This is a genomic window from Acinetobacter sp. ACNIH1 (genome assembly GCF_002934695.1).
In the GTDB taxonomy this organism is placed as follows: Bacteria; Pseudomonadota; Gammaproteobacteria; order Pseudomonadales; family Moraxellaceae; genus Acinetobacter; species Acinetobacter variabilis.
The window spans coordinates 674,685-701,400 of the sequence record NZ_CP026420.1 but is presented as its reverse complement, the minus strand read 5'-3'; the positions used below and the strand labels follow the sequence as shown (position 1 = coordinate 701,400).

Here is a 26,716-nt window from a genome sequence, read left to right as displayed (position 1 = left end):
ATGATTAAAATTGCTGTACTTGTTTCAGGCAGTGGATCGAACCTGCAAGCCCTGATTGATGCCAATCTGTCAGGAGAAATTGTCGGGGTGCTTTCCAACAAGCCTGAAGCATTTGCTTTAGAGCGCGCTCATAAAGCAGGAATTCCGACTGCAGTCATTGAACATAAGCAGTATCCAAGCCGGGAAGCTTTTGATGATGTCATGCATCAGCAGCTTCTGGACTGGAATGTTGATCTAGTGGTACTTGCGGGCTTTATGCGAATTTTAAGTGAAAAATTTGTGAAAGCCTGGGAAGGGAAAATGCTGAATATTCACCCTTCCCTTTTGCCATATTACAAAGGCATGCATACCCATCAGCGCGTCCTGAATACCGGTGATGTTCTGCATGGTTGTACAGTGCATTATGTCACTCCCGAACTGGATGCTGGGCAAGCCTTAGCACAGGGTGTGTTAATAATATCGCATCAAGATACGACTCACACTTTAGCTCAGCGTGTACATGTACTGGAACATCTGATTTACCCACAAGTGGTAGAATGGATCTGTAATGGGACAATTCAGCATACTGAACAAGGTGTGTTGTACCGTAATGCAAAAATGCAGGAACCCGTTCAATTCTGCAAATTCTAAAAGTCCAAATATAAAAAAACGCATCCTCGGATGCGTTTTTTTATTTCTTTAGATGAGATGAACTTTAAGCAGACTGTTGCTGAATCAGTTGTTTGACCAGACTTGCGACTTGCTCAGGCTGCTCCAATGGGAACATATGCCCACCATCTACCACTGTAAATGGAATGCCAAATTTCTTTTGCACTTGCTGCGGAAATCTGCGCGCCAAAAATGGACCTTTCTTGGCAACCACCAGATGCACTGGTACTTTTGGTTTAGCCTGAGGTAACCACCATAGCGATGGATTAGTTCTAAAGATATTTACTTCATCCATTTTAGGAATGGTGAGTTCAACTCCACCTCGAACCGGATCATCCTTTAAGGCATAGTCAATATAAGCCTGGAAGCAATCTGCATCAAAATCCTGATAAAAGCCTTTTGGACGTAACAGTTCAGCTGCCTGTTCCCGAGACTCCCAATGATCACGACGGCGTTTCGACAAACCTGCAGGTGACATCTGGTCCAGTGCTTTTAAGCGGAAAGTTTTTGCAATATGCAACGCCAAGGCTTCTTTACCCATGATCATCGGTGGATCAAGCATAATCATTTGCGAAAAAAGTTCCGGACGCTGTAAGGAGGCCTGAAAACTCAGGACTGAACCTAATGAATGCCCCAAACCAATCACTGGACGTCCATGAGACTGACGTACAATACTGTCAATCACCTGCTGAGTCAGACTTTTCCAGTGATTATCAATCGGATAACGCTTATCAGGCCCTAATGGCGGCACATAGATAATATCGTAATCATCTTGCAGTCCTTCAAACAGCTTTTGATAGACTTTAGATGGCACACCATTGGCGTGCGCAAAATGAATCAATGGTTTCATTGTAATGTCGTTTTATTTTCTGACTGAAGTTTCTGTGACACTGAAGTTGCAATTCCTTCACCAATCGATGAGCCCATACGACCCAGTACTGACTCAAATGGGCTATATTCAATGGTGTAGTTAAGTGCTTTTTCAGTTTTTAGTTCGCGCTTCAAAGTATTTAAACTGCCAATACGGTCTGCAATACCCAATTTTACCGCCTGTTCACCAGTCCAGAACAGACCTGAGAAAATAGCAGGATCAGTCGATTTTAATTTCGCTCCACGCCCCTGCTTTACAGCATTAATAAAGTGACCATGCACATTATCCAGTACGCCTTGTACATGCGCTTTTTGCGCAGGATCAACCGGCTGTGTCATTGACAGTAAAGCTTTATTTTCACCTGAAGTCATGGTGCGGTCTTCAACTCCAAGTTTTTGCAGCAGGTTATTCACACCATAGTTCGGCATGATCACACCAATTGAACCGACCAGACTCGATGGATTGACAATGATTTCATCTGCAGCAGATGCAATATAGTAAGCACCAGAAGCTCCGGTATCACCAATTACGGCATAGAGTTTTTTCTCAGGATACTGTTTTTTCAGATACTGGATTTCCTGCCAGATTTCATCTGACTGGACTGGTGAACCACCCGGTGAATTAATATTTAGAACAACAGCCTTACTCTGCTTGTTTTCAAAGGCTTTTTTGAGTGATTTGATGGTATTGCTACTGTTTACGCTTTGCTTGTCTGCGGCAATCGTACCAATAATATCAACCACAGCAATGTGTGCACCTGCGCCTGCACTCGGATCAGAAGCACTCATGCTACAGCCTTTACCCAGCGCAAGAATGACAACCAGCAGATAAGCAAAGGTTAAAAATTTAAAGAAGATCCCCCAGCGACGTGCCCGTCGTTGCTCTTCTACTGAAGCTAAAACTGCTTTTTCCAGCAGTTTCCATTCGGGGCCAGTCGGTTGAACTGGTTGTTGCGTATTTTGTATTTGATTTTCAGGTTTTGGTGGCCAATCGGACATAAATAATCCAATAAATTAATTTATATTGAACCCATTATATACACCGAAAAGGGTAATTCTGTCTAAAGAAACCGTTTTCGCCTATAATAAATGCTATTCTTTTTTATTTTATCAATATTACAACTCAATGACTGAACGCAGCTCAAAGAATTCAGCTTACGGTTTACTCAAATATATTAGCCGCCAACCGCTTTCAGTTTCCCGATGGATTGCGCGGATTCTTGCCTTAATCGTTAATATTTTTAAGGTTTCTAAAACTTCTGATGTAATTCGCCTGAACCTTGAGATCAGTTTGTCTGAACTGTCGAACCAGGAAAGAGAACGGATTACCCGTGCTGCGATTCGCAATGAACTGATGTCTTATTTTGAATTTTTTAGTATTTGGGGTTCGAGTAATCAGAAAAATATTGAGAGAGTGCATAAAGTTATAGGCGAAGATTTACTACATGAAGCCTTAGCACAAAATAAAGGTCTGGTATTGATTGTGCCGCACTTTGGCACTTGGGAAATCATGAATGCCTATATTGCACAATTCACTTCAATGACCATCATGTATAAGCCTGTAAAAAATCAGGCAGCGGATCAGTTTGTACGTGCAGCTCGTAGCCGCGAACAGGCCAATCTGGTGCCGACAGATGAGTCTGGTGTACGACAGATTTTCAAGGCATTGAAGCAAGGTGGCACTACTGTCATTCTGCCGGATCATACACCCAACGTTGGCGGTGAATATATTCCTTACTTTGGTGTTCCTCTAGCTACCAGTAATCTGAGCGCCAAGCTAATCCAGAAAACTAAAGCTCGTGCCCTGTTCCTTTATGCCCTGCGTAATGAGGATGCTGGCTTTGATATTCATATCGAAGCCATAGATGAAGAAATTTATCAGGGAGATGCTAATCAGGGTACAGGCATCATCATCAACACGATTGAAAACCTAATTCAGCGTCATCCTGAACATTACCACTGGAGCTATAAACGCTTTAGAGCTCACGAAGATCTGGGAAATATTTATAAGCTTGATCATGACCAAGCTTTGTCCAAAGTGAACCAGTTAAGAACTTCTAATCCGGCTCCTGTTAAACTATCTGTAGAATCAGTCAGTTAGATTTTGTTTTTGTAACCATTTCCAGCGACTTCTTTCAGTTTCTAGAATGATTTGAGTTCCTTGCTGAGAGAAATGCAAACTACCATGCTCGGCTGTAGTCAATAAAGGAATATCCAATTCTTTGAGACGCTGTTGAGTCAACTGACTTGGATGACCATAACGGTTAAATCTTCCTGCAGACGCAATCGCCAGTTTAGGACGATAATGCTGCAAGAATTGATAAGCTGAACTGTGCTGACTGCCATGATGGCCTAATACCAAAACATCCACTTTTAAATCTGGATAGTCTTTGAGTAACTGATATTCAGTCTGCCAACCTGCATCTCCCATTAGCAGAAAACTTTGATAAGGCCAGGCATTTTTGAGCTGCAAATAGACCACACAAGACAGGTCATTTTTATTGAAATTAGCGGTATTTAATTGTTCTAGTTTTGGTGCAATGACCCTAATCTGCAGATCATTCTGCCATTGCCACTGCTGTCCCTGATAACATAATTGAAAGTTTGAAGCGGTTGCAGTGTCGGTCACTTCATTGGCATAGATATTCTGAATCTTGAGCTGGTCTTTAATGCTGTGATAAGCACCACTATGGTCCTGATCCAGATGCGTTAAAATTAGTTGATCCAGTTGAGAAACACCCTGTACCGACAGAAATGGCATGATTACCTGCTTTCCAATACTAAATTTTTCCTCATCATAATAACCGCCCATATCGATCATCATGTTATGGATTTCATGACGAAGGAATATCGCCTGTCCTTGACCGACGTCCAGCACTGAAAGCTGAAATGGTGGATGATAGAATTGAGGAATACAAATTGGTACCGCCGCGACAGCTATCCAGGATTTTGGTAATACTCCACGTGGTAAGCATAAAATCAGCAAAGACAGGATGCATAGACCAATCATCCAGAGATTCATCGCAACTGGTATTAACTGCGGTTTAAACCAGTGATCCAGCAGATTTAAGAAGCCCAATAGGATATTCAGCAACAGATCATTAAGCTGAAATAGCATGCTTGACACCGGTTCAGCGATAAAAAATATCATCGCTGCCAGAATATCGGCCGGTACAATCAGCAGACCGATCCAAGGGATTGCGACCAGATTGCTGAACGGCGTGATCCAAGCAATCTGCTTAAAAAACAGCATCATTAAAGGAAATAAAGCGAGAAAGATTTTCCACTGTGATTCCACCAGCACTTTAGCTGCAAAATACAGTTTTTGTATTGCTGTCTGATTTTGCTCGGATGGTCGCTGTTGAATGGTCTGATAAATTCTGAGCAATACAAAACAAGCCCCATAGGACAGCCAGAAAGCCGCGGACAAGATACTAAAGGGATCAATGAATAACAGTAAGGCAGCGCTCAGAATCAGAAGTTTTAAAGCCTGCAGATTTTGTCGGAGCAGCATGAGAAGAACGCCAATCATACAGATCAGCAGAGTGCGGATTGCCGGGATTTCAAAACCCACAAAGGCACAGTACAGCACCACACAAAACAGAAAAGGCAAAGCCAGAAAATACTGGCGTGGCCATCTTAGATAAAGCTGAGGCATACTTCGAGCAATGAATAATCGAAGTACGGAGCAGACCATCAGGGCAAAGATCAGCACATGTGGGCCAGAAATCGCGAGTAAGTGACTCATCCCCATACGTCGAAATTGCTGCTCAGTTGCAGGATTTAAAAGGCTTTCATCTCCGGTGAGCAAAGCCAGAAGCAGACCTTTATTTTGTACAGGTTGCTTTGCTATGAACTCTCTTAATTGCAGCCGTTTTTGTTCTACCCAAAGTAGAAATTGCTGAGTTAAAGCTCTTTGCTCTCGAATATACTGACTATGCCCCAGTGTAGAAACAGTAGCTGAATCAAGTTGCTCTATCTGCTTGATCCGGAAACCGGCCATCACATTCTGTTGCAGTGCCCATTTTTCAGCATCAAAAGCACCGGGCGTTGCATAACTGTGATTAGGACGTACCTGACCTTGCAGCCGGTAATACTGACCCAGTTCAAGCGTATTTAAATTTTCATGATTCGCTGATAGTTGTGAAGTATTGAGAGGATTTACAGATAGAAAACCCATCCAGGTCACGGTGCGTCCATCGAGGTTTAATACTTCCAAAGGCTGCTGTATAGATTGATCACCGAGTTTATTCAAGCGTTTAACATAAACGATAATGTCTTTTTGCTGTACTTCATGCTCAACATTTAATAGCCGTTGGCTGAGCTGTTGATTGGCATAACCATGTCCCAAAAATATCCCGATTAGAATGCAGGTGCCTACCAGCAATCCTTTATGTAAGGGCTTTTTCAGAATCGCATTACATTTAAAACCACACAGATAGCAAAGTACTGTGAGAAATATGACTGTTATTGGATTTAAATGAATATTGAGGAAATTTTTTCCCATACAGGCCAGACCTAAAATCCAGCCCAGACACAGCCATTGCAACATGAAAATTTTCTTTTTTATTATTATGTGCAGGCAATAATAAAGCCCACCGGAGTGAGCTTCAATTAAAGAAGATTATTCCTGCAATTAGTCATTCATCCATAGACCATCACGCATATGTAGAATCCGGTCTGCCGAATGTGCCAATTGTTCATCATGGGTCACGATCAGCATAGCCATATTGAATTCACTACGTAATTCAGTCAGCAACTCAAAGATTTTATCGGCTGTTTTACGATCCAGGTTACCTGTTGGCTCATCTGCCATCATTAACTTCGGCTTGGTGACTACAGCACGTGCAAGCGCTACACGCTGACGCTCACCACCAGAGAGTTCACCAGGTTGATGGGTTAAACGATGCGTTAATCCAACACGTTCCAGCAAGTATTCTGCCTGCTGTTTGGCTTCTTTAAACTTGACGCTTTTACGCAGCATCAATGGCATCGCGACATTTTCCAGCGCAGTAAACTCTGGCAATAAATGGTGGAATTGATATACAAAGCCCAAATTTTCATTACGGACATAGCCACGGTCTGCTTCAGATAAATTGTCAAAACGGCGACCATTGACCATCACCTGTCCAGCAGAAGGACGATCCAACCCTCCGAGAATATGCAATAAGGTACTTTTACCGGAACCACTTGAACCGACAATAGAAACAAATTCCCCGGCCGTTACCTGTAATGAAATCCCTTTGATCACATCAACCGTAGATTTTCCATCTTTAAAAGATTTCTCGATATTTTGGGCATCTAAAACCAGATTACTCATAACGCAATGCCTCCGCCGGTTGAATTTTAGCAGCTCGGAATGCTGGATAAATAGTTGCCAGGAAACTTAAGGCAAGTGACAGGCCTACAATCACAACCACATCCTGCCAGCGCAGATAAGAAGGTAGGTAGTTGATGAAGTAAGCATCGAACATATTCAGGCCAAGTGAATTGTTTAACCAGCCAATAAAACTACTGATGCTAGTGGCGGCAATAATCCCGAGGATGGCGCCCGCACAGGTACCGATTACGCCAATCACAGTACCTTGAACCATAAAGATTCGGGTAATCGTGGTAGGTGAAGCACCCAAAGTACGTAAAATTGCGATGTCGGATTTTTTATCTGTGACCACCATCACCAGCGAAGATACGATATTAAATGCTGCAACCAGAACAATCAGGAATAGTAATAAGCTGACCATCGCTTTTTCCATCTGGATTGCACTGAACAGATTACCGTGGGTATAAGTCCAGTCAGAGGCATAGAAGTTACCCGGTAAATCACGCACAATTTCCTGAGAAACCTGAGGAGCAGCAAAAATGTCATCCAGCTTCATACGTACGCCTTGTGCACCATCTGGCAGACGTAACAAGGTTGAAGCATCATTCAGAGCAATATAGCCCATCATCGAATCAACTTCTGCACCAATACTGAAGATCCCGACCACTTTAAAGCGTTTAAAACGGGGTACGACACCCGCTGGTGAAGGCGTCGCTTCAGGCAGAACCAAGGTAATGTTATCGTTCAAGCCTACGCCCATGGCATCCGCCATCTGTTTGCCTAAAACAATCCCAAATTCACCTTTTTTCAGGTTATCAATACTACCCTCGACCATATGGTTCTGAATGATCGAAACTTTCTTCTCATACTTTGGTTCAATCCCGCTGACCATAATTCCGGCAACTTGCCCTTGAGCCGTGAGCATCCCTTGTAACTGGGTAAACGGAGCCACACCTTGAACGTGTTCATGCCGCTCAATCTGCTTTGCAAGTTCAGGCCAATTTGTTAGAATTTGCGTTGAAGAAACAGTGGCTTGAGGAACCATCCCCAAGACGCGATTTTTCAACTCTCGGTCAAAACCATTCATGACAGACAAAACTGTAATGAGGACTGCTACACCGAGCGTGAGACCGATCATTGAGACCAATGCGATAAAAGAAATGAAGTGGTTACTACGCCGTGCGCGAGTATATTTCAACCCTATATACAGCGAGATTGGTTTGAACATAACCATCTAGTCCGAGGTAATAAATTATGGAAAATGTACAGCATCCAAACGGATTCACTGAAAGACGAGTCATGTCTCGAATCGATGCTGCTTTACGAATCAATTATCAGATTATTTCCGATGATGTTGCCTTGAATGATCCTTACGATGCTAATTTCGTATTGCCCCGCTATTTTCTACTACTTGCAGAGCTAGATCAATTTGATCATGCTGTTAACTACGAATTAGAACAATTATCTGAAAAAGATCAACAAATTGCTCGAATCTTATCCTTATTCAACCAAAAATTAAACCTTATTACCGGTTCTTTGTATGACGCAATTGTACAAAGCATGTTACCTGTACCGGAACATGTGAATTTTTCAGAGACTGGTTTTAGCTTCTTGAGTGATCAGCCGATTAGTGAAGGAACCTATCTGCATGTGACTTTAAGTCACCCAGAAAACTTCTTCCACATCGCTGCAACCGCTCAGGTGGCCTACAGTCGTGCAGAAGAAAACGGAAAATATCGTACGGGCGCTTATTTTATTACCCTGCACCCTCAGGATCGCGTCAAACTGGGCGAATGTGTGAAAGCCAGCTTTGCTTAAGACTGGCATCTATCTTTTTATTAAAGGCGGGCTTTATAGCTCGCCTTAATTTCTTTAGCGAAATATACCACTAAGCCGAACAATAAAATTACTACACCCACCAAAGCAATAAGCGGCAATTTTTCATTATTCAATAATACGCCTACCAGCAAGGCCAGCATCGGTGTCAGAACTGTAGTTAAAGATAAGGTGGTTGGCTTAATTTTCTGTACCAGTTTGAAATAACAGAACATCGCAATCAGCGAAGCCATAATTACCGCATACACCAGACCAAATAAGGACTTGGCATGTGGCATAGCAGTGGGTGCGTATTGCCAGATAAATGGCAACATACCGATAGAGAAAACGACTGACAAACCAATCGAACCGGCCGCCTGTGCCATAGGATCAATAGGTGCATTGATTTTCTTCACCCAGAACATGGATACGCAATAAACTAACACCCCAACCAGAGCGATCACGATTCCAATTGGCTGTATATGCTGATCTGCATCGCCTAGACAGATCACCGAAAGTCCAGTTAAAGCGATTCCCATCCCCAGCCATTGATTCAGCGAAAGCTGCATCTGAAAAACAAAACGCCCAATCAGGCCTGAAATGAGGGGTGCCAAGCCGAACATTAAGGCAATGATGCCAGAACTTAAATAATCCGTAGACCAGTAAGTAAAAATTTGCGAGCCGATAAAACTGCATGCACCCGCCAAGTAACTATGTAGGGAAACACGATCAAGCGGTAATCTGGTTTTAAATAACCACAGCAATACTAAGGCTAAAGGAAGTGCTAGAAAAAACCGGATCGCCAATGCCCACATCGGATGCAAATCTTCCACACTCCAGACAATCGCCAGTGGTGTGGTGGACCAGATGAAAACCAGCAAGGCATAGGTCAACATCAGGTTACTTTTTGGGGGCATACTTGATCTCGTTCTTTATTTAATCGCAGTTTTACGTTTCTGTTTTTGAATGGTTTGATCTAGAGAGCTGGAAAACTCACGCTTATCACGTTCAGAAATCGGCGGTGGACCCCCGGTTTGTACACCAGCACCACGCAAGGTATCCATAAAATCACGTAAATGCAGACGTGCTTTGACATTGGCCACTGTATAGATTTCACCACGCGGGTGAATCGCTATACCGCCTTTCTCGATGACTTGAGCAGCCAAAGGAATATCCTGCGTCACCACAATGTCATGCTCTTTCATACGATCGATAATTTCCTGATCTGCCGCATCTGCCCCGCTCATGACCTGAATAGAATTGATGCGAATCGACGGGGTAATTCCTACCGGTTGATTGGCCACAAAAGTGACTTCAAGCTGATAACGATCGGAGGCACGAATAATCACATCTTTCAGAATACGAGGTAATGCATCTGCATCGACCCAAAGTTTGAATGGCAACACACATCTTTCCATAAGGGAGAAATTTGGACTAGTGTAGCAAATCAGAGGATGCAGGTTGATGCTTAAAACTGCTCTTTCTCTGAATATCCTGGTATTTAAATACTCAACTCAGCCGTATTAAATGAGTCAGCTATCCACAATCTAAAAAAATTTGACTTCACATGATTTGCATTTTAATTTTTAAATTCATTCGAGTGACTTGAAAAATCGAAATGACCCTCGATTAACTATAAATAAGTCATCCAAGATCAATTGTGCATATGAAAAAACAGAATAGCCCAGAGATCATCACTATTGATGATCAGAATTTCGGTAGTCATGTCGAACATTGGACCTTGCTTACTGAAAACCCAGGCACAGATGTTCCCCAATGGTTAGGCAAAGCCCTTGATGCACCTGTAATGCCGATGGGCCTGTGTACACAAGAATGCGATATGGATGAAACCACCTGGCTGATTCAGGGACCGAGCAAAGCTGCGGTACAATTAAGCCAAGTGATTGCCGTAGAAAATAACAAGCCGCAGGCTGTGAAAACTGCATTCCCAGGCTTTGACAGCCCCTACCAGGTAAAAGCCACGATTGACCGGATTATTTCTTGTAAATCCGATACCCAAGCTGTGTTGCGTCTCAATCTGGGTGCCAACAATATCATCTATGCCTTTGATACGCTGTACAGCGTCAACCGGTCGCATTATGAAAAAGACCAGTCTTATATCGTCAACTTAAATGCCTGGGCTTATGAACTGGAAGTGGTGACTGATCATGAACATTTAGTCGTGGATGATCCTGCCTCTATCAAACATCACCGTGCCCTGAATGCAATTCTTGCGGAAAATAATGGTGTTGCACCAGATAACTTACAGGAACAGATCGATGCCTGGGAGCCGAAATCTGAAGAAGACAAAGAACCGGTAACGGTCGATTTCTCCAAAATGGTCGCTTATCTGTATGGTGAGACCATGGGTCAGGAAGATGAAGCCTGGTTTCAGGGCAATATTGTCGGTAAAACTTCAATGCAGTTTATGGATCAAGACTACACGCTGTATGATGTCACCCTGATTCATGATGAAGGCCAGCCGGCTACCTTGATCCGTGTAGCCACCCGCAATGACAAGCATAAAGATTTCCAGATTGGTCAATATATTCGGGGCAATCTGTGGATTCAGGCCAATATCTATCGAAAAGCAGCTTAAGCTGAATATCCAGATCGGAGGCTCATATTTTTATATGAGCCTCCTGTTTTTTATTTATTTTACTGCGATATTCTTTCAATTCTGATTATTTTTTATCCAAAATTAAAATCAGAATTAATGGATTTTGAATTCATTGAAAATAGATTTATCCACAGATTTAAATTCAAACAAATTCATTTTCAATGTTATCTTCAACTGAATAATCATATTAAAAACATCATAAAAATAATGACTTAATATAATAGTCCTATTTTTCTGAATATATTGAGGCCAGTTATTTAAATAAAATTAATACTTTATGAAGTTTAGTTAAGAATGTACTTTATTTAATCAATTTTTTATGGTAAAAATACGATCAACAAATAATCATTTACGATAAATAGATCGGATAATAAATATCTATGAAAATCGTTCAAGAAGAAAATTTACAGCAGGTTGAGCATCATCTTGGCTCGCGTTATCAGCTTGATATGATGTCATGCCTATTTTTCGTATTGGGTATGCTCATTTGCGGCTATATCTTACATAACTTTGTTTTTTAACCCGAATTAAATGATAAAAAAACCCGGCCAATTGCCGGGTTTTTTAATTCTCAAGGATTAAGCATTGCGTTTAGCAAAGTCATCCATGAAGTTTACCAATGCCTGTACACCTTCTAACGGTACGGCATTGTAAATGCTGGCACGCATACCACCTACTGAACGGTGGCCGGCAAGGTTAAGTAAATGGTTTTCTTTTGCGTCTTGCAGGAACTGTTTTTCAAGTTCAGGATTTGCCAGAGTAAATGGAACATTCATGATTGAACGGTTTTCTTTGGCAATCGGATTTGCATAGAAGTCGCTAGAATCGATATAGCCATAGAGCAATTCAGCTTTTTGCAGGTTCACTTTGTGAATCGCTTCTACACCGCCCTGTTCCAGTAACCATTCGAATACCAAACCAGATAAATACCACGCATAAGTTGATGGTGTGTTGACCATCGAACCGTTTTTCGCTTGATCTGCATATTTCAGGATGCTTGGAATTTCAGGTTTTGACTGATCAAGCAAATCTTCACGAATAATGACCAGTGTCAAACCTGCAGGGCCAATATTCTTTTGTGCACCGGCATAGATCAGACCGAATTTAGAAACATCAATCGGTGCAGACAAAATGCTTGAAGAGAAATCACATACAAGTGGCTTATCAGTTTCTGGCACATGGGCAAATTGCAGACCGCCAATGGTTTCATTATCTGCATAATGCACATAAGCGGCATCATCAGAAAGATTCCAAGTGCTTTGATCAGCAATCGCCAATTTACCATCTTCAGTTTTAATGCCTGCTTCAACCACATTGATGTCGCCATAGCGTTTAGCTTCTTTCAATGCTTTTTCAGACCAGATACCGGTACGGATATAGTCAGCTTTGTTGTTTTTACCCAGCAGGTTCAATGGAATTGCCGAGAATTGCAAAGATGCGCCACCCTGCAAGAACAGTACTTTATAGTTCTCAGGAATATTCATGAGCTTGCGAAGGTCTGCTTCTGCCTTTTCCGCAACTGCAACATAGTCTGCACTACGGTGGCTCATTTCCATGATCGAAAGACCTTTGCCCTGCCAGTCAAGCATTTCAGCTTGAGCCTTTTCAAGTACGGCAGTAGGTAATGCAGCAGGACCAGCACAGAAGTTGTACGCGCGCATGATTTTTCCTTTCAGAGTGAAACACAATAAAATGATGGCATTTAACCATATCTGGACGCCGCTTGCACAAAATTATTTCTATCCAAGAATGAAGATAGAGTCAAAAAACCAATCTAGATTCGGAGGATAATTTGAATACCTTTGATTTTTTACCCTAACCTTGTGATTTCATTTATGAGAAATTGCCTAGGTAAAAATATTCAATCTCATTCAATGCTTAGAACTATCAACTTGAAACTGGAGAAGTAAATCGCTTCGAATTACAACAATACTACAACTTAACCCATCCCTGCACTGCAAGCACTTGATTTATAATGCAGCTTAGACTGAATTAATGTGACTTTTACATTACCACTTTATGAATATGAAGAAAAATAAACAATGTGTCTGCTGGGGTCTGACTGTGCTTGCATCCATGATGTATGGCAGTTTTGCTTATGCACAAAGCATCAGCTTTCAGGATGCAGAACAACAATTGTTGCAACGTTCCTATAGTAGCCAGGCTTTTCAAAGTCTGGAGCAAGCGTCAAAACTTGAAGCAGAAGCGGTTAAAGGTATTGGCCTACCTCGTGTTGACCTGAATGTTCGTGCCTATGCCTTTCATAGTAAAGTCGATATTCCATTAAAGCAGTTTAAAAATAATCTGGAAAATTCACTCTCTCAAGGTGTAAATGGCCGGCTTAATGAGTGGGAAGCCAGTAATGGTGTGGATCTACCCGCAGGTATTACCGATCCACTGCGGGAAGGACTCAACAATACTATTCATAGCGGAGTAGGTCTGATTCCGGATACGTCTAATGTAGTCCTTGAAGATCAGGTGATTCGTCCCACTGTTTCCGTGATGATGCCACTATATACCGGAGGCCTCACCCGTAGTGCCAAAGAAATTGCCAATATTCAGTCAGGACGTAGCAAACTTAGCAATCAGCAGCAACAGGATACGCAGCGTTTTGAGCTGATTCAGTCTTACTTTAATGTTCAACTACAAAAACAGTTACTGGATTCGGCACTTTTTAATTCAAATGCCATGCAACAACATTATCGTAATGCCCTAAAACTGGAACAGCAGGGTTTTATTAGCAAAGGCCAGCGCATGCAGTTTGAAGTAGCACGCAATAATGCTGAACGCGCACAACAAAATGCCCAAGCCAATCTGAATGCTGCCCTATTTCAGCTGAATAACCTGTTGCTGGATAGCAATATCACCGAGCTAAGCACACCTTTGTTTGTGAATCGTGCTGAACCACAAAATGTGAATATTCTGCTCAGCAGTTTTAGCCAGAACTCTCCTCTGATCAAAAAAATGTAGATGGATACCGAGCTGGCCAAAGCCAATGTCAAAGCTCAGCAGGCCGCTAAAAAGCCAAATGTTTTTGCGTTTGGTGAATATAGTCTGGATCAACATCAAAACTGGATTGTAGGGGTTGCAGCACGTTATAATCTGTTCTCAGGTATTGATAAAAACAAGAATATTCAGGCTGCTGAACTAAAACGCTATGCCGCTGAACTCATGACGGCGCGTACCCAGCAGGAGATTGAAAACCTGATTTATAAATCATTTAGTGAAGCAGTCAGCGCCCAGCAAAGTGATGCTCTACTTCAGCAGAATCTGAAAGCAGCTCAGGAAAATCTGCGTATTCAGGAATTATCCTTTAAGGAAGATGTCGGGACAGCCACTCAGGTCATCGATGCCCAAAACATGCTCAGCAGTTTAAAGGCAGAAATGGCATTAAACGCTTATAAATATGTAGTATCTCTCGCGACCTTATTACAGAGCCATGGCTCAATTGTTGAATTTCCAAACTATATGCAACACGCCAACACCCACTATATTCGTTAATGGAGCCAGACATGACAGATGAGCAAAAGCCAGAACATCCTGTTGATGAACCGGCTTCAGAAATCAATTACAGTGAATCAGAGCCAGATAATCCTGCAAGCACAGAAAAAAAATCGCGCAAAAAATATCTGCTTTTAGCTTTAATTCCAGTGATTCTTGCTTTGATTGGGTTTGGCCTATGGAAAACCTATCAACCCAAAGAAATCGAGCTACAAGGCCGGGTTGAGGCAGAGACGGTTCAAGTGGCCACTAAAGTTCCAAGCCGGATTGAAAAGATTTATGTGCAGGAAGGCGATGACGTCAAGAAAGGCCAGGCGCTGGTGAAATTGCATAGTCCTGAAATTGAGGCGAAAAAGCAGCAGGCTTTAGCTACTTTACAGTCTGCATTAGCACTTCAGTCCACCGCAGAACGTGGTTCTCAGGAAGAAAATATCGCTTCTCTGTATGCCAACTGGCAGTCACTAAAAGCACAGGAGCAACTCGCTAAGACTTCCTATCAACGTGGAGCCAATCTATTTAAGGAAGGCGTTATTTCCCGCCAGCGCCGAGATGAACTGTTTGCAGCTTCACAATCTGCGTCGCAAATGACAGAAGCTGCGTATCAACAATATGCCCGGGCTAAACGCGGCAGTACACCAGAACAGAAAAGTTCTGCAGATGCTCAGGTCGATATAGCCCGTGCAGCAGTCGCTGAAGCCAATGCACTAGAAGCAGAAACTGAATTATTGGCACCGATTGATGGTACCGTCTCCAAAACCTATGGCAATGCCACTGAACTGGTGGCAACCGCAGTGCCAGTGGTCAGCCTGATCTCGGCAGAACGCTGGATTAGCCTGAATATTCGTGAAGACCAATATGCCGCTTTAGGTAAACAGCAACAGCTTGAAGGTTTTATTCCGGCACTGAATCAATCAGCCACTTTTAAAGTAAAAAATATTAGTGCTGAAGGTGAATTTGCCACCATTAAAACCACGCGCCAAACCGGCGGTTATGATGTCCGCAGTTTTAAATTTCATCTTGTGCCAGTCACTGAAATGCCTGAGTTAAAAGTCGGCATGAGCGTGCTGTTTAAATTGAAAGAGCCAAAATAAATGGCTTCTGGATTCTGGGCGGGTATTCAGCGTGAAATACGCTATTTATGCAGAGAGAAATGGGATCTGGCTCTAGTCCTGCTCGCCCCTGCCTGTATTCTGATTTTACTTGGTAGCATGTTTGCCAAAGGCAAACCGGATCATCTACCAATCGCCATTATTGATCAGGATCAAAGTAGCCTGAGCAGCAAGATTTATGATCATTTATCTTTGAATCATACCCTACACGTGCATACCGTTTCTGATCAAACGGTCGAAATCGAAAAATTATTAAACGAAAATAAAATCTGGGGCTATATTCATATTCCTACCGGAGCCGAGCAACGACTGGTCAAAGCTCAGGATGCTGAAATTAGTATTGCTTTTAATCAGAGTTATTTTAGTATCGGTAATACCATTTCTTCGGCTATGCTACTTAGCACCTTGCAGGCTCTGGCTGAGTTTACCGGTAAGCAGTATCTAGGCAACACGCTCCCCTATCTGGATGCACCTACACCGAATATTAAAATTTCCCCATTGTATAACCCACAGCTGAATTATGAATTTTATCTGGAGCCTTATATGGTGCCGGCAATTTTGCACTTGCTGTTATGTTGCTGTGTGGCTTTTGCTGTGGGTCAGGAAATTAAACGGCATACTGTTAGTCATTGGATTGCCCAACAAAACTTGTGGTCGGCACTGCTGTCTAAAAATCTGGTTTATGTAGCAATCTTTTGTTTATGGACCTGGGCTTGGATGTTTTGGCTGGTCGAAATTCGCGGCTGGTTTATTGCCGGGTCATTATGGCTAATTCTTCTGGCTCAAATACTGTTCTATAGTGCCTATGCCTTTATCAGTAGTGCTGTGGTTCTGGCTACTCAGGACCTAACCAAATCTTTTGGTCTACTAGCAGTTTATGGTGGTTCATCGCTCAGTTTTGCTGGGGTAACTTTACCTCTTAATAATGCTCCACTATTCACCCAGTTCTGGTCCAATATTATTCCTTATACACCCTATGCCAAATTACAGGCGGAGCAGTGGGTGATTGGCAGTCCGCTCTATCTTTCACTGCAACCGATATTCGTACTCATCATTTATGTCTTGCTTTATGCTGTACTGGCCTATGTCTTTCTCAAAAAAACAGCCAAAGGAGTGTCAGCATGAAATCACTTTGGAAAGCTTATTGCCAAACTTTCAAAGACATTATTAGCAATACCAGTATTTTTACCACGCTGATTTTATCAGTTCTGTTTTACAGCTTTTTCTATCCGACCGCATATAAGGCAGAACAGGCAGAAGCCTTGCCGATTATTATTGTTGACGAAGAGCAAAGTGCTTTAACCAATACCATTATCAGTCATGTCAGCCAAAGCCCTAATGTACAAATCAAGGCGGTGACTGGAAATTTTGCTGAAGCTAAACACTGGATGGAAACTCAAAAAGCCGATGGGATTTTATTATTACCAGATAATCTTTCACAATCTATCCGGCACGGTGAAAATGGCGGGATTGGGCTGTATTTAAGTGCTGCTAACTTTTTAATTACCAAACAGATTGGTTTGGGCTTGGTCTCTTCAGTAGAAAATACCTTAAGCGAATATGCGGAACGCTTTAGCGAGATTTCACACTTCTCTCCTGCACTCTCCATTCACCAGATTCCATTATTTAATACACTCTCTGGCTATGGTAGCTATGTGTTTCCCGCTGTTGCACCGTTGATCATTCATCAGACGATCTTTCTTGGCCTCAGTATGCTGATTGCGCTGTATCGGGAAAGTAGACAGAGGATTAATTTAACCACCTTATTCGGAATCAGTTTGGCGATTCTGACCATTGGATGTTTGGGCTGTTATTACCTGTTTGGTTTTACTTTCTGGTATTTTGATTATCCCCGTGGCGGAAATTTTTGGGGCATGCTGCTCGCTGTACCCATCTTTGTATTCTGCATGATTGGGATTACTACCTTGTTTGCCAGCTTTCTGGACATGCCAGAACGCGCCGGTCATATCATTGTTTTTACTTCGATTCCGCTCTTTATGCTTTCAGGAGTCGCCTGGCCGCATGCTGCCATGCCAGTCTGGGTCCAACTCATTGGGCAAGCCTTACCTTCGACCCAAATCGTGCAGATGTTTATTCAACTCAATCAGATGGGGGTGCCTACTTATATGGTTCTAGGAAAGCTTGCTTATCTATTGGTGATCGGCATCATCTGTATGAGCTTAGGCTATTATCGGCTACGCCCACGTTCTTAAATCCGGATTTACTCAGGCTATTCGCATTGAAAATTATTCACCAAATACCTGAATATTAAAGTTGCGGATTTTAGTACTGCCATTCGGCTGGTCAAAACTCACATCATACTGAACCAGGTTTTTTGGATAGGCAATTTCATAGCTGACCTTGTATTCACTCGGTTTGCCGTTATTTTCCTCGAAGCTCTTTCTCATGATAGTCTTGGACTTATATTCACCTTGCGGAATTGATCGTGAAAAACGCTTCATGATTTTTTCATTGTTTTGAAACTCTGCCTGCAACTTCGGCTCAAGCTGAGCTAAAAACTCGTCATATTTTCCATCACGCAAATCTTCATAAGCTACTTGCGCAGCCTTTTCCTGCCCAGGGCTCGGATCGGGCATACTGTCCATTGCATTATTACAGCCGCTAAGTGCAATAGCTGCGGTCAAAAGCATCAATCTGGTCTTCATTATTTATCTCTCATTTAGTCGATGTGTAAAAAAGGACGCCGAAGCGCCCTTTTTCATCAGTAGCAGAACTTATTCCTCTACTGTATTGTCATCATCTTTTTCAGCTTCTTGTGCATCAGTTACATCATCAGCTGCAGATTCAGTATTTTCCAATATTTCCAACTCATCTTCAACTGCTTCAATCGCTTCTACACCGACCAGTTTTTCATCTTCAGCCAGACGGATCAGACGAACACCTTGTGCATTACGACCAGTCTGTGCCACTTCAGAAGCACGGGTACGAACCAGTGTGCCACCATCAGAAATTAGCATCAGTTCTTTAGATGCGTCAATCGCAACTGCACCGACCAGTTCGCCATTACGCTCTGAGGTCTTGATAGCAATCACACCCTTACCGCCACGTTTCTTGGTTGGGAAGTCATCCACTGGGGTACGTTTACCATAACCATTTGCAGAAGCACACAGCACTTCACCGGTTTCAGGTACAACCACTAGAGATACGATACGACTAATGAAGTTAGCTTCAGTTGCATCTTCATCATCAGATTCAACATCTACATCTTCGACATCTTCAACTTGAGAAGCACCGATGGTCACGCGCATACCGCGTACACCTTTGGCTGAACGACCCATTGAACGTACGTCAGTCTCTGCGAAACGAATTGCTTTACCTTCGTTCGAGAACAACATGATTTGTTGTTCACCATCAGTAATCGCAACACCAATTAAGGTGTCATCGCCATTCAGTTCAATCGCACGTAAACCGTTTGAACGAACATTCGAGAATTGTTCCAGTTCTACACGTTTAATCGTGCCGTACTCAGTCGCCATAAACACATAGAAGTTCTTACGAACAGCTTCAGCCTGCTGAGCAAAGTCATTGATGATGTCATCATCAAGATCAGTGGTTGAAAGCGCTAAGCCCAATTCTTTCAACTGAACACGCAGTGCATCAGAAATATCATCTGCACCATCTTCAGATTCAGCAAGTGCAGATTCTAATGCAGCAAAGTGACTGTTAATCACTTCATTGGTTTGAAGCTGAGCAGCATTGGTCTTCACGAATGCTTTGAAGTCAGCCAGACGTTCTTTGAATTTCTTCGGTGCATCAATTACTGGCAAGATAGCAGTAATGGTTTCATTGTCATCCAATGGCAACAAGTTCACCATTGGGCGACCTTTAGCACCACGCGAAGCTTGTGGCACTTCATAAACTTTCAGACGATAAACCTTACCGACATTGGTGAAGCAAAGCACAGTGGCATGATTCGACGTCACCACCATATGCTGAATGTAATCATCTTCTTTCATGCTGGTTGCAGACTTACCACGACCACCACGACGCTGAGCAGCATAGTCAGATAATGGTTGAGTTTTCGCATAGCCTGTTTTTGAAACCGTAAGAACCATTTGCTCTTCAGGAATCAGATCTTCACGAGAGAAGTCGATACGAGACTCAACGATATCTGTTTTACGTGCATCGCCATATTGCTGAAGAATCAATGCTAGCTCTTCTTTAATGACGTTCATCAATAAGTTGAAGTCATTTAAAATGGCTGTGTATTCAGCAATTTGACCCAAGATTTCAGAGTATTCAGCTTGCAGTTTATCCTGCTCAAGACCGGTCAAGCGGTGCAAACGCAGTTCCATGATCGCGTTAACTTGAGTCGGAGATAAACGATACACATCGCCATCAATACCAAATGGACGCTCTGGATCTTCACCTTCAATTTCGTCCGGACGTACAGAAACAGCACCTGCTTTTTCGAGCAAGGCTGCCACACCGCCTGCTGCCCACTCACCTGCCTGTAAACGCTCACGCGCTTCAGCCGGGTTGGCAGAAGTTTTGATGGTTTCGATGATGGCATCAATATTTGCCAGAGCAACGGTTAAACCTTCTAAAATATGACCACGTTCACGTGCTTTGCGCAGTTCGTACATGGTACGACGTGTCACGACTTCTTGACGATGACGGATGAATGCCGCAATGATGTCTTTCAGGTTCATCAACTTCGGCTGGCCGTTGTCCAGACACACCATATTGATGCTGAAAGAATTTTCTAACTGTGTATTCTGGAACAGGTTATTGACGATGACTTCAGCATTTTCACCACGCTTCAGGTCAATCGCAATACGCATCCCTTCCTTGTCCGATTCATCACGGAGTTCAGAAATACCTTCAAGTTTTTTCTCTTTGACCAGCTCGGCAATACGTTCAATCGTTTTCGCTTTGTTAACCTGATAAGGAATTTCCGTGAAGACAATCGTAGTACGGCCAGATTTAGCATCTTCTTCAAAGTGATATTTACCACGAATATGTAAACGGCCTTTACCGGTGCGATAGGCATCCACGATGCCTGACTTACCGTAAATAATGCCACCTGTCGGGAAATCTGGACCGGAAATATATTCCATCAATCCTTCGATGCTGATATTCGGATTATCTGCATAAGCCAGACATGCATTCACTACTTCAGTCATGTTGTGTGGCGCCATATTGGTCGCCATACCGACTGCAATACCAGCCGCACCATTCACCAACAGGTTTGGAATACGGGTTGGCATGACTTGCGGAATACGCTCAGAACCGTCGTAGTTATCTTCCCAGTCAACTGTATCTTTTTCCAGATCAGCCAATAATTCATGGGTCAGCTTACGCATACGAACTTCGGTATAACGCATTGCCGCAGCGCTATCGCCATCGATCGAACCAAAGTTCCCTTGACCATCAACCAATTGGTAGCGCAGACTAAAGTCCTGAGCCATACGGACAATGGTTTCATAAACAGCAGAATCACCATGTGGGTGATATTTACCGATGACATCACCTACAACACGGGCAGACTTCTTGTAAGCTTTGTTGTAGTCATTGCCCAATTCGTGCATTGCGAAAAGCACACGACGATGAACAGGTTTTAGACCATCTCGTACATCCGGCAAGGCACGTGAAACAATCACGCTCATTGCATAGTCTAAATACGAGTGCTTGAGTTCATCCTCAATGGCAATCGGTCTAATTTCCGATACGCTCATGCATACTCCTTATTCTACAAGCCAAATTTGGCTTGCATTTATATGTCGTAAATCCAGCTATAAATCGGCTCAAAAAAAGCTGAACCAATATTAAAATTTAGTCGTACAGTATAGCATAATCTAGGCTAAATTTACCTGTTTCAGCCCCAACTATCCACAGGATTTTTAGTAGAAATTTTAATCACTTCACAATATTTTGATATTAAAAAACCTCTGCTTGCAGAGGTTCATTTTTTTCTTTAAAAAAGCAAGTCACTTAAATATGAAGTTTAGAATCTATATCGGACAAATCATCTTCAGCTATGACCTGACTAGTTGATTTTGTCACAGTACAATCTTGCTTCATTAATGGATAAGCGACCAGGAATAAGCCGATAATAAGCGGAAATTCGTATAGTTCTTCCATCAAATCTTTATAGATAAAATCTGTAAAAATAAAATGAATAAAAAACCGATTATGTTCAATGCCATCAGACATCAGCAAGCCAATGAAAGCTAATATGAGTGCCCAAATTGGAAGTGATACATGCTTAAACTTATAAGCAATTTCTTGACGCAAAGGTGCTAAAAACAGCATAAACACCACGGGTGCAATCACAAGAACCGAAATACCACGGAAATAGATTTTTGGCACTTCCGGGAAATAGTCACGTCCCCAGCTGGTACTTCTACCAAACAGCATAATCCACCATGCAACTGACCAGAGCCAAAATTGTTTTTGACCTTTACTTAATTCAAATGGACGGATATAGAAAAAACTAAATACGGCAAAACCAAACAACATTAATGCTTGAATTGACTCAACTGCTGTAACCGTCATACCTCCTAACAAAGGAAGGTGCAGACTCGGGAGAAAAGGGAAAATCAAACAGCAGATCATCATTACCAAAATACTGACTGGTAACTGAAAATCAAATTTCACGAACACTCCGCCAAATGGCAAGCTTAATAAAAGCTTAATATTAACACAAAATATACAATAGCCAAAATTTCGAGTCAGAAATGGACGACTTGTTAGTTAGATTAATTATTTAGATTAAAAAAAAGAAAAACGCTCCTAAAGGAGCGTTTTTTTGAAACTGATTCAGAAATTAGATTTTAGAAACCAATTCAGGAATTACAGTGTTCAGGTCACCTACTAACCAGTAGTCTGCTACTGCATTAATTGGAGCTTCTTCATCTTTGTTGATCGCAACGATCACTTTAGATTCTTTCATACCTGCCAAGTGCTGGATCGCACCAGAGATACCTACAGCGATGTACAGGTCAGGTGCAACGATCTTACCAGTTTGACCAACCTGCATATCGTTAGGAACGAAACCAGCATCAACTGCAGCACGTGAAGCACCTTGAGCAGCGCCAAGTTTGTCAGCTAGTGGATCAAGGATTTTGTGGTAGTTCTCACCAGAACCTACACCACGACCACCAGAAACCACGATACGAGCAGCTGTCAATTCAGGACGTTCAGATTTAACGATTTCTTCATTAATGAACTTAGAAATACCAGCATCACCAGTAGAAGCAGCAGCTTCAACCGCGGCAGAACCACCTTCAGCAGCAACCGCATCAAATGCAGTACCACGAACAGTTGCAACGATTACTGATTCAGAAGACTCAACAGTTGCAATCGCGTTACCTGCATAGATCGGACGCTTGAATGTATTTGCAGAATCAACAGCGATGATGTCTGTGATCATGCTGACATCAAGAAGTGCAGCAGCGCGTGGCAGAATGTTTTTGCCAGTTGTAGTAGAAGCAGCAAGGATATGGTTGTAGCCTTTACCTAATTCTGCAACCAGTTTTGCTACGTTTTCAGCCAGTTGGTTTGCATAAGCAGCGTCGTCAGCAAGTAAAACTTTGCTTACACCCGCAACTTTAGCTGCCTGATCAGCAACTGCTTGAGCGCCAGAACCAGCAACCAATACAGTGATATCACCACCGATTTTTTGCGCCGCAGCAACAACGTTTAAAGTAGCAGCGTTAAGTGCTTTGTTGTCGTGCTCAGCGATTACTAAAATACTCATGATTTTTATCCTTCTGTATTAGATCACTTTCGCTTCGTTTTTCAATTTTTCTACAAGTTCGTCTACAGACTTCACTTGTACGCCAGCTTTACGCTCTGCAGGAGATTCAACTTTTACTGTTTTCAGTTTAGTTGTAGTAGTTACACCGAAATCTGCAGGTGACTTAGTATCAAGCGGTTTTTTACGCGCTTTCATGATGTTTGGAAGAGCTGCATAACGTGGCTCGTTCAAACGTAAGTCAGTAGTTACGATCGCTGGAAGTGATAATTCAACAGTTTGTAGACCACCGTCGACTTCACGAGTCACTTGTACTTTGTCGCCTTCAACTTTAACTTCTGAAGCGAATGTACCTTGACCTGCACCTAGAAGTGCACCAAGCATCTGGCCAACCTGGTTAGAGTCGTCATCAATTGCTTGTTTACCAAGAAGGATCAATTGTGGTTGTTCAGCTTCAACAACACCTTTTAGAATTTTAGCAACTTCTAGCGCACCTAATTGGCTGTCATCAGCTTCAACCAGAATACCGCGGTCAGCACCAAGCGCCATTGCAGAACGGATTTGTTCTTGAGCTTCTTTAGGACCAATAGAAACAACAACGATTTCTGAAACAGTTCCTTTTTCTTTTAAACGAACCGCTTCTTCCACCGCGATTTCACAGAATGGGTTAATTGACATTTTAACGTTTGTTAAGTCAACACCACTGTTGTCCGGCTTAACGCGAACCTTAACGTTGGCATCAACCACACGTTTTACAGCAACAAGAGCCTTCATGTAATCCTCGGCTGTTTTAGCAAATGTAAATGTTGAGAAAAGTTATAATAACTCTTCACTTAAATTTTTTAGGTGCCCTATCTTGCAATGTGCACGGCATTTCGGTCAAGTCACAATTCAACAAAGAGCTGTAAAAATGCGTAATTTTCCTTGAACGATGCGTTCACAATTAATCCGTATCGATTTATTACAATGAATTTTATTAATATTTAATAAAATTTAACCTTTGATTTTTATTATGTTTTTATTTGATGAAACACATCAGAACTTTTGATTTCTGCTTATTAAATGTACAAATCTGTCCTTAGATTTGTGGAAAATGACTTATATTTAAAAATGACCGCTTTGGTCAGTTTGGACATAAAGCGAAATTAGTCAGGATTTATTCTGCATATCTGCTCAATTTACTCCGCTTTATTTTGCTGGGCAAGTCTAAAAATTGGGTTGTCATCAATCTATAAATATAAAAAAAGCATACTGGGAGCAGTATGCTTTTTTAAAATACACCATTGCTTAATTAATAATTAACCAGCTTGCAGCAAGGGCAAGTAAACCACCTGAGGTGCCATCAACCCATTTCTGTTTACGTTCATCAATTTGTGTATTGCGGGTAATTCTGCTGAACAGAATGCTGAGAGCACAATAAACAATGAAAATCATGCCGATAAAAATAAAAGAGAGAATTAAGCCTTGGCTCACTGTATTTCCGCTTTTATCAATAAACTGCGGCAAGATCGCAAAATAGATCAGCATGCCTTTAGGATTGAGTAAGGCCGTAAAGAAGCCTTTTTTCACTGGATTAGCAGCAGATTTTTTCTCAATTTTCATTGAGTTTTTACTAAATACTGATTTCAACAGACTACAAGCCAGATAGAGCAAATAAGCAATACCCAACCAGCGAATCGCTTCAAACAATACCGGAAAAGACACGATAATCGCTGCGATTCCTATTGCTACGAAAATGGAATGTACCAGATAGCCTGAACAGATCCCGATGGTTGCCATCATGCCTGCTTTTGCATCTTTACCCATCACTTGAGACAGGATAAACAGCATATCTGGTCCAGGTGTAAAAATCAGGGGAAGCACGGTTAGTGCAAAAAGTGCAAATACAGACATTTCCTTTTCCTTTAAATCTTCGGAAAGTGGAATTAGTATCTGCGAATTTTTACAAAATAGGCTTTCAATTTATTTTATAATAAGTATTATTTTTCGAATTATATTCTAATTTATGAAAATATCTTCCAAGTCTGTGCGAGTAAAACTTGATCGAATTGATAAAAATATCATTCATCACTTGCAAGCCAATGGTCGTATTCAGAACAACGATCTGGCACGTGAAATTGGACTATCCCCTTCTTCCTGTCTGCGCCGGGTAAAGTTGCTTGAAGATGCGGGCGTGATCCAGAATTACACCACCATTGTCGATTCACAGAAAATCGGTTTTCAGTTGATTCTGTTTTCACGGATTTGGCTGGTGGGTCAGGATGCAGAGACGATTGATACCTTTATTGAAGCAATGAAGGAACTACCGCAAGTGATGGAGTGTTATATCATTCTAGGCGAATGTGATGCGATGTTAAAAGTTGTAGTGCCTGATCTGGAAAGTTACCGCCAATTTCAGTCCACACATTTGACCAAGAAAAATGGCATTACCAGTGTCAAAACAGATTTACCCAGCCAGATCATCAAGCAAAGTTTTCAGTTACCGCTGGATGACTTATAAAATATTTTAGCAATAAAAAAGGATGACCTTGGTCATCCTTCATATTTATTAAACTTGCAAAAAGTCACGATGTACATGACTCAGTTCAATCAGTTCATAAGACTTCAGATCGAAAATATTCCAGATTTCGAGCGCATCTTCTTTCAGGTCAACAGCTTGACTGGCTCGCTGCGTGGTCTGCCATTGCAGATCAGAAATCCATAGATAATACTGGTCTGCCTCAGGATTATAAGCCTGCATTTTCCCTTCTGCATTAATCCCCTGCACGATTGCGCCTTCAGGCAAAACGGCTTCAATGGTGGGCAAGCTAATCTCAACAAAATGTTTAATCTGGCGTAAACCATAACCCGCAAACATATCTTTTTGGGCTGGGCTTAACTGCGCATACTTTTGTTGTATATCCGGGATAATTGCTGTGTCCATAAAAATTCCAGTATCGAGATCGCTGATTTTCTTTTAAAAATTGATTACTATTTATACTTATATCCGAAAACAGCCATTTGAAAAATAAGACAATAGTGAAATATCTTTCAAACAGTCTGTTCAAGTCATATTTTGAGCATGATACATGACAGTTTTATGCCATGAATCCTAATCATCCGACAAGCGGAAG

At 42.0% G+C, this 26,716-nt stretch carries 23 protein-coding genes and 1 pseudogene; 9 read left to right on the top strand and 15 right to left on the bottom strand.

The genetic code is table 11. The annotated features are described in order from the left end of the window. Positions 1–630 (top strand): phosphoribosylglycinamide formyltransferase, encoded by a 630-nt coding sequence (gene purN, locus C3F22_RS03505; protein WP_005236703.1) that lies wholly within the window; start codon positions 1–3, stop codon positions 628–630. A 64-nt stretch (positions 631–694) separates the two neighbouring features. Here the strand turns inward: purN and C3F22_RS03500 are convergent, their stop codons facing one another. Next, positions 695–1,498: an alpha/beta fold hydrolase gene (locus tag C3F22_RS03500; RefSeq protein WP_005236704.1), complete on the bottom strand. Its 804-nt coding sequence runs from the start codon at positions 1,496–1,498 to the stop codon at positions 695–697. Next, entirely contained in the window at positions 1,495–2,517 is a 1,023-nt protein-coding gene (gene sppA / locus C3F22_RS03495) for a signal peptide peptidase SppA (protein ID WP_005236706.1), read from the bottom strand. The genes C3F22_RS03500 and sppA overlap by 4 nt, the downstream gene beginning before the upstream one ends. Positions 2,518–2,644: 127 nt before the next feature. Here sppA and C3F22_RS03490 point away from each other — a divergent pair, with 127 nt between their 5' ends. Next, positions 2,645–3,619 carry a lysophospholipid acyltransferase family protein gene (locus C3F22_RS03490; RefSeq protein WP_005236707.1) on the top strand — a complete coding sequence of 325 codons (975 nt, stop codon included), beginning with the start codon at positions 2,645–2,647 and terminating at the stop codon, positions 3,617–3,619. On the opposite strand, the gene C3F22_RS03485 is transcribed toward C3F22_RS03490, so the two are convergent. The 3 genes from C3F22_RS03485 to C3F22_RS03475 all read right to left on the bottom strand — a co-directional run bounded on the left by C3F22_RS03485 (position 3,608) and on the right by C3F22_RS03475 (position 8,066). Further along, positions 3,608–6,070, bottom strand: coding sequence for a DNA internalization-related competence protein ComEC/Rec2 (locus C3F22_RS03485; protein ID WP_104425884.1), 2,463 nt, complete (start codon positions 6,068–6,070; stop codon positions 3,608–3,610). The two genes, C3F22_RS03490 and C3F22_RS03485, sit on opposite strands and share 12 nt — an antisense overlap. Positions 6,071–6,154: 84 nt before the next feature. Then, complete coding sequence (lolD, locus tag C3F22_RS03480) at positions 6,155–6,838, bottom strand: lipoprotein-releasing ABC transporter ATP-binding protein LolD (RefSeq protein WP_104425883.1); 684 nt, start codon at positions 6,836–6,838, stop codon at positions 6,155–6,157. Next, positions 6,831–8,066, bottom strand: coding sequence for a lipoprotein-releasing ABC transporter permease subunit (locus C3F22_RS03475; RefSeq protein ID WP_004784642.1), 1,236 nt, complete (start codon positions 8,064–8,066; stop codon positions 6,831–6,833). The genes lolD and C3F22_RS03475 overlap by 8 nt, the downstream gene beginning before the upstream one ends. Before the next feature lie 26 nt (positions 8,067–8,092). On the opposite strand from C3F22_RS03475, the gene C3F22_RS03470 reads away from it, so the two are divergent. Beyond that, positions 8,093–8,656, top strand: a complete 564-nt coding sequence (locus tag C3F22_RS03470) for a PilZ domain-containing protein (protein ID WP_004784643.1) — start codon at positions 8,093–8,095, stop codon at positions 8,654–8,656. Positions 8,657–8,676: 20 nt separating this feature from the next. On the opposite strand, the gene C3F22_RS03465 is transcribed toward C3F22_RS03470, so the two are convergent. Continuing rightward, positions 8,677–9,570 (bottom strand): DMT family transporter, encoded by an 894-nt coding sequence (locus C3F22_RS03465; protein ID WP_004784646.1) that lies wholly within the window; start codon positions 9,568–9,570, stop codon positions 8,677–8,679. Between the two features lie 15 nt (positions 9,571–9,585). Beyond that, positions 9,586–10,071 carry a YaiI/YqxD family protein gene (locus C3F22_RS03460; RefSeq protein WP_004784649.1) on the bottom strand — a complete coding sequence of 162 codons (486 nt, stop codon included), beginning with the start codon at positions 10,069–10,071 and terminating at the stop codon, positions 9,586–9,588. Positions 10,072–10,319: 248 nt separating this feature from the next. On the opposite strand from C3F22_RS03460, the gene C3F22_RS03455 reads away from it, so the two are divergent. After that, on the top strand, positions 10,320–11,252 hold the full coding sequence (locus tag C3F22_RS03455; RefSeq protein WP_004784650.1) for a hypothetical protein: 933 nt from the start codon (positions 10,320–10,322) through the stop codon (positions 11,250–11,252). 599 nt (positions 11,253–11,851) lie between these two features. Here C3F22_RS03455 and serC read toward each other — a convergent pair. Next, positions 11,852–12,934 (bottom strand): 3-phosphoserine/phosphohydroxythreonine transaminase, encoded by a 1,083-nt coding sequence (serC, locus tag C3F22_RS03450; RefSeq protein ID WP_004784653.1) that lies wholly within the window; start codon positions 12,932–12,934, stop codon positions 11,852–11,854. 358 nt (positions 12,935–13,292) lie between these two features. Between serC and C3F22_RS03445 the strand changes: the two are divergent. The 4 genes and pseudogenes from C3F22_RS03445 to C3F22_RS03430 all read left to right on the top strand — a co-directional run bounded on the left by C3F22_RS03445 (position 13,293) and on the right by C3F22_RS03430 (position 18,096). Then, positions 13,293–14,774, top strand: a pseudogene (locus C3F22_RS03445) (TolC family protein). Positions 14,775–14,785: 11 nt separating this feature from the next. Beyond that, the gene (locus C3F22_RS03440; protein WP_004784656.1) at positions 14,786–15,865 is read left to right on the top strand and encodes an HlyD family secretion protein; all 1,080 of its coding nucleotides are present in this window, start codon (positions 14,786–14,788) and stop codon (positions 15,863–15,865) included. After that, on the top strand, positions 15,866–17,008 hold the full coding sequence (locus C3F22_RS03435; RefSeq protein ID WP_004784659.1) for an ABC transporter permease: 1,143 nt from the start codon (positions 15,866–15,868) through the stop codon (positions 17,006–17,008). Further along, positions 17,005–18,096, top strand: a complete 1,092-nt coding sequence (locus C3F22_RS03430) for an ABC transporter permease (RefSeq protein WP_004784662.1) — start codon at positions 17,005–17,007, stop codon at positions 18,094–18,096. The genes C3F22_RS03435 and C3F22_RS03430 overlap by 4 nt, the downstream gene beginning before the upstream one ends. A 33-nt stretch (positions 18,097–18,129) precedes the next feature. On the opposite strand, the gene C3F22_RS03425 is transcribed toward C3F22_RS03430, so the two are convergent. From C3F22_RS03425 to C3F22_RS03400, 6 genes are all read right to left on the bottom strand, one after another. After that, complete coding sequence (locus C3F22_RS03425) at positions 18,130–18,549, bottom strand: hypothetical protein (RefSeq protein WP_004784665.1); 420 nt, start codon at positions 18,547–18,549, stop codon at positions 18,130–18,132. A 69-nt stretch (positions 18,550–18,618) separates the two neighbouring features. Then, positions 18,619–21,582, bottom strand: a complete 2,964-nt coding sequence (gene gyrA / locus C3F22_RS03420; protein WP_004784667.1) for a DNA gyrase subunit A — start codon at positions 21,580–21,582, stop codon at positions 18,619–18,621. Between the two features lie 256 nt (positions 21,583–21,838). Beyond that, on the bottom strand, positions 21,839–22,504 hold the full coding sequence (locus C3F22_RS03415; RefSeq protein WP_004784669.1) for a hypothetical protein: 666 nt from the start codon (positions 22,502–22,504) through the stop codon (positions 21,839–21,841). Positions 22,505–22,673: 169 nt separating this feature from the next. Beyond that, positions 22,674–23,606 (bottom strand): electron transfer flavoprotein subunit alpha/FixB family protein, encoded by a 933-nt coding sequence (locus tag C3F22_RS03410; RefSeq protein ID WP_004784671.1) that lies wholly within the window; start codon positions 23,604–23,606, stop codon positions 22,674–22,676. Positions 23,607–23,624: 18 nt separating this feature from the next. Further along, on the bottom strand, positions 23,625–24,377 hold the full coding sequence (locus tag C3F22_RS03405) for an electron transfer flavoprotein subunit beta/FixA family protein (protein WP_004784673.1): 753 nt from the start codon (positions 24,375–24,377) through the stop codon (positions 23,625–23,627). Positions 24,378–24,890: 513 nt separating this feature from the next. Continuing rightward, positions 24,891–25,496, bottom strand: a complete 606-nt coding sequence (locus C3F22_RS03400; protein WP_004784676.1) for a LysE family translocator — start codon at positions 25,494–25,496, stop codon at positions 24,891–24,893. A 112-nt stretch (positions 25,497–25,608) separates the two neighbouring features. On the opposite strand from C3F22_RS03400, the gene C3F22_RS03395 reads away from it, so the two are divergent. Further along, positions 25,609–26,103, top strand: coding sequence for an Lrp/AsnC family transcriptional regulator (locus C3F22_RS03395; RefSeq protein ID WP_004784677.1), 495 nt, complete (start codon positions 25,609–25,611; stop codon positions 26,101–26,103). Between the two features lie 48 nt (positions 26,104–26,151). Here the strand turns inward: C3F22_RS03395 and C3F22_RS03390 are convergent, their stop codons facing one another. Continuing rightward, the gene (locus tag C3F22_RS03390) at positions 26,152–26,526 is read right to left on the bottom strand and encodes a hypothetical protein (RefSeq protein ID WP_004784679.1); all 375 of its coding nucleotides are present in this window, start codon (positions 26,524–26,526) and stop codon (positions 26,152–26,154) included. Positions 26,527–26,716: the final 190 nt, after the last annotated feature.

What these genes read in the sequence shown, in the direction of transcription:
- C3F22_RS03470 (WP_004784643.1), top strand. Translation starts at nt 8,093, where the DNA reads ATGGAAAATGTACAGCATCCAAACGGATTCACTGAAAGACGAGTCATG.
- C3F22_RS03500 (WP_005236704.1), bottom strand. Translation starts at nt 1,498, where the DNA reads ATGAAACCATTGATTCATTTTGCGCACGCCAATGGTGTGCCATCTAAA.
- C3F22_RS03435 (WP_004784659.1), top strand. Translation starts at nt 15,866, where the DNA reads ATGGCTTCTGGATTCTGGGCGGGTATTCAGCGTGAAATACGCTATTTA.
- C3F22_RS03475 (WP_004784642.1), bottom strand. Translation starts at nt 8,066, where the DNA reads ATGTTCAAACCAATCTCGCTGTATATAGGGTTGAAATATACTCGCGCA.
- C3F22_RS03465 (WP_004784646.1), bottom strand. Translation starts at nt 9,570, where the DNA reads ATGCCCCCAAAAAGTAACCTGATGTTGACCTATGCCTTGCTGGTTTTC.
- C3F22_RS03405 (WP_004784673.1), bottom strand. Translation starts at nt 24,377, where the DNA reads ATGAAGGCTCTTGTTGCTGTAAAACGTGTGGTTGATGCCAACGTTAAG.
- C3F22_RS03490 (WP_005236707.1), top strand. Translation starts at nt 2,645, where the DNA reads ATGACTGAACGCAGCTCAAAGAATTCAGCTTACGGTTTACTCAAATAT.
- C3F22_RS03410 (WP_004784671.1), bottom strand. Translation starts at nt 23,606, where the DNA reads ATGAGTATTTTAGTAATCGCTGAGCACGACAACAAAGCACTTAACGCT.
- C3F22_RS03400 (WP_004784676.1), bottom strand. Translation starts at nt 25,496, where the DNA reads ATGTCTGTATTTGCACTTTTTGCACTAACCGTGCTTCCCCTGATTTTT.
- C3F22_RS03395 (WP_004784677.1), top strand. Translation starts at nt 25,609, where the DNA reads ATGAAAATATCTTCCAAGTCTGTGCGAGTAAAACTTGATCGAATTGAT.
- C3F22_RS03455 (WP_004784650.1), top strand. Translation starts at nt 10,320, where the DNA reads ATGAAAAAACAGAATAGCCCAGAGATCATCACTATTGATGATCAGAAT.
- C3F22_RS03390 (WP_004784679.1), bottom strand. Translation starts at nt 26,526, where the DNA reads ATGGACACAGCAATTATCCCGGATATACAACAAAAGTATGCGCAGTTA.
- C3F22_RS03425 (WP_004784665.1), bottom strand. Translation starts at nt 18,549, where the DNA reads ATGAAGACCAGATTGATGCTTTTGACCGCAGCTATTGCACTTAGCGGC.
- gyrA (WP_004784667.1), bottom strand. Translation starts at nt 21,582, where the DNA reads ATGAGCGTATCGGAAATTAGACCGATTGCCATTGAGGATGAACTCAAG.
- C3F22_RS03440 (WP_004784656.1), top strand. Translation starts at nt 14,786, where the DNA reads ATGACAGATGAGCAAAAGCCAGAACATCCTGTTGATGAACCGGCTTCA.
- purN (WP_005236703.1), top strand. Translation starts at nt 1, where the DNA reads ATGATTAAAATTGCTGTACTTGTTTCAGGCAGTGGATCGAACCTGCAA.
- sppA (WP_005236706.1), bottom strand. Translation starts at nt 2,517, where the DNA reads ATGTCCGATTGGCCACCAAAACCTGAAAATCAAATACAAAATACGCAA.
- C3F22_RS03430 (WP_004784662.1), top strand. Translation starts at nt 17,005, where the DNA reads ATGAAATCACTTTGGAAAGCTTATTGCCAAACTTTCAAAGACATTATT.
- lolD (WP_104425883.1), bottom strand. Translation starts at nt 6,838, where the DNA reads ATGAGTAATCTGGTTTTAGATGCCCAAAATATCGAGAAATCTTTTAAA.
- C3F22_RS03485 (WP_104425884.1), bottom strand. Translation starts at nt 6,070, where the DNA reads ATGTTGCAATGGCTGTGTCTGGGCTGGATTTTAGGTCTGGCCTGTATG.
- serC (WP_004784653.1), bottom strand. Translation starts at nt 12,934, where the DNA reads ATGCGCGCGTACAACTTCTGTGCTGGTCCTGCTGCATTACCTACTGCC.
- C3F22_RS03460 (WP_004784649.1), bottom strand. Translation starts at nt 10,071, where the DNA reads ATGGAAAGATGTGTGTTGCCATTCAAACTTTGGGTCGATGCAGATGCA.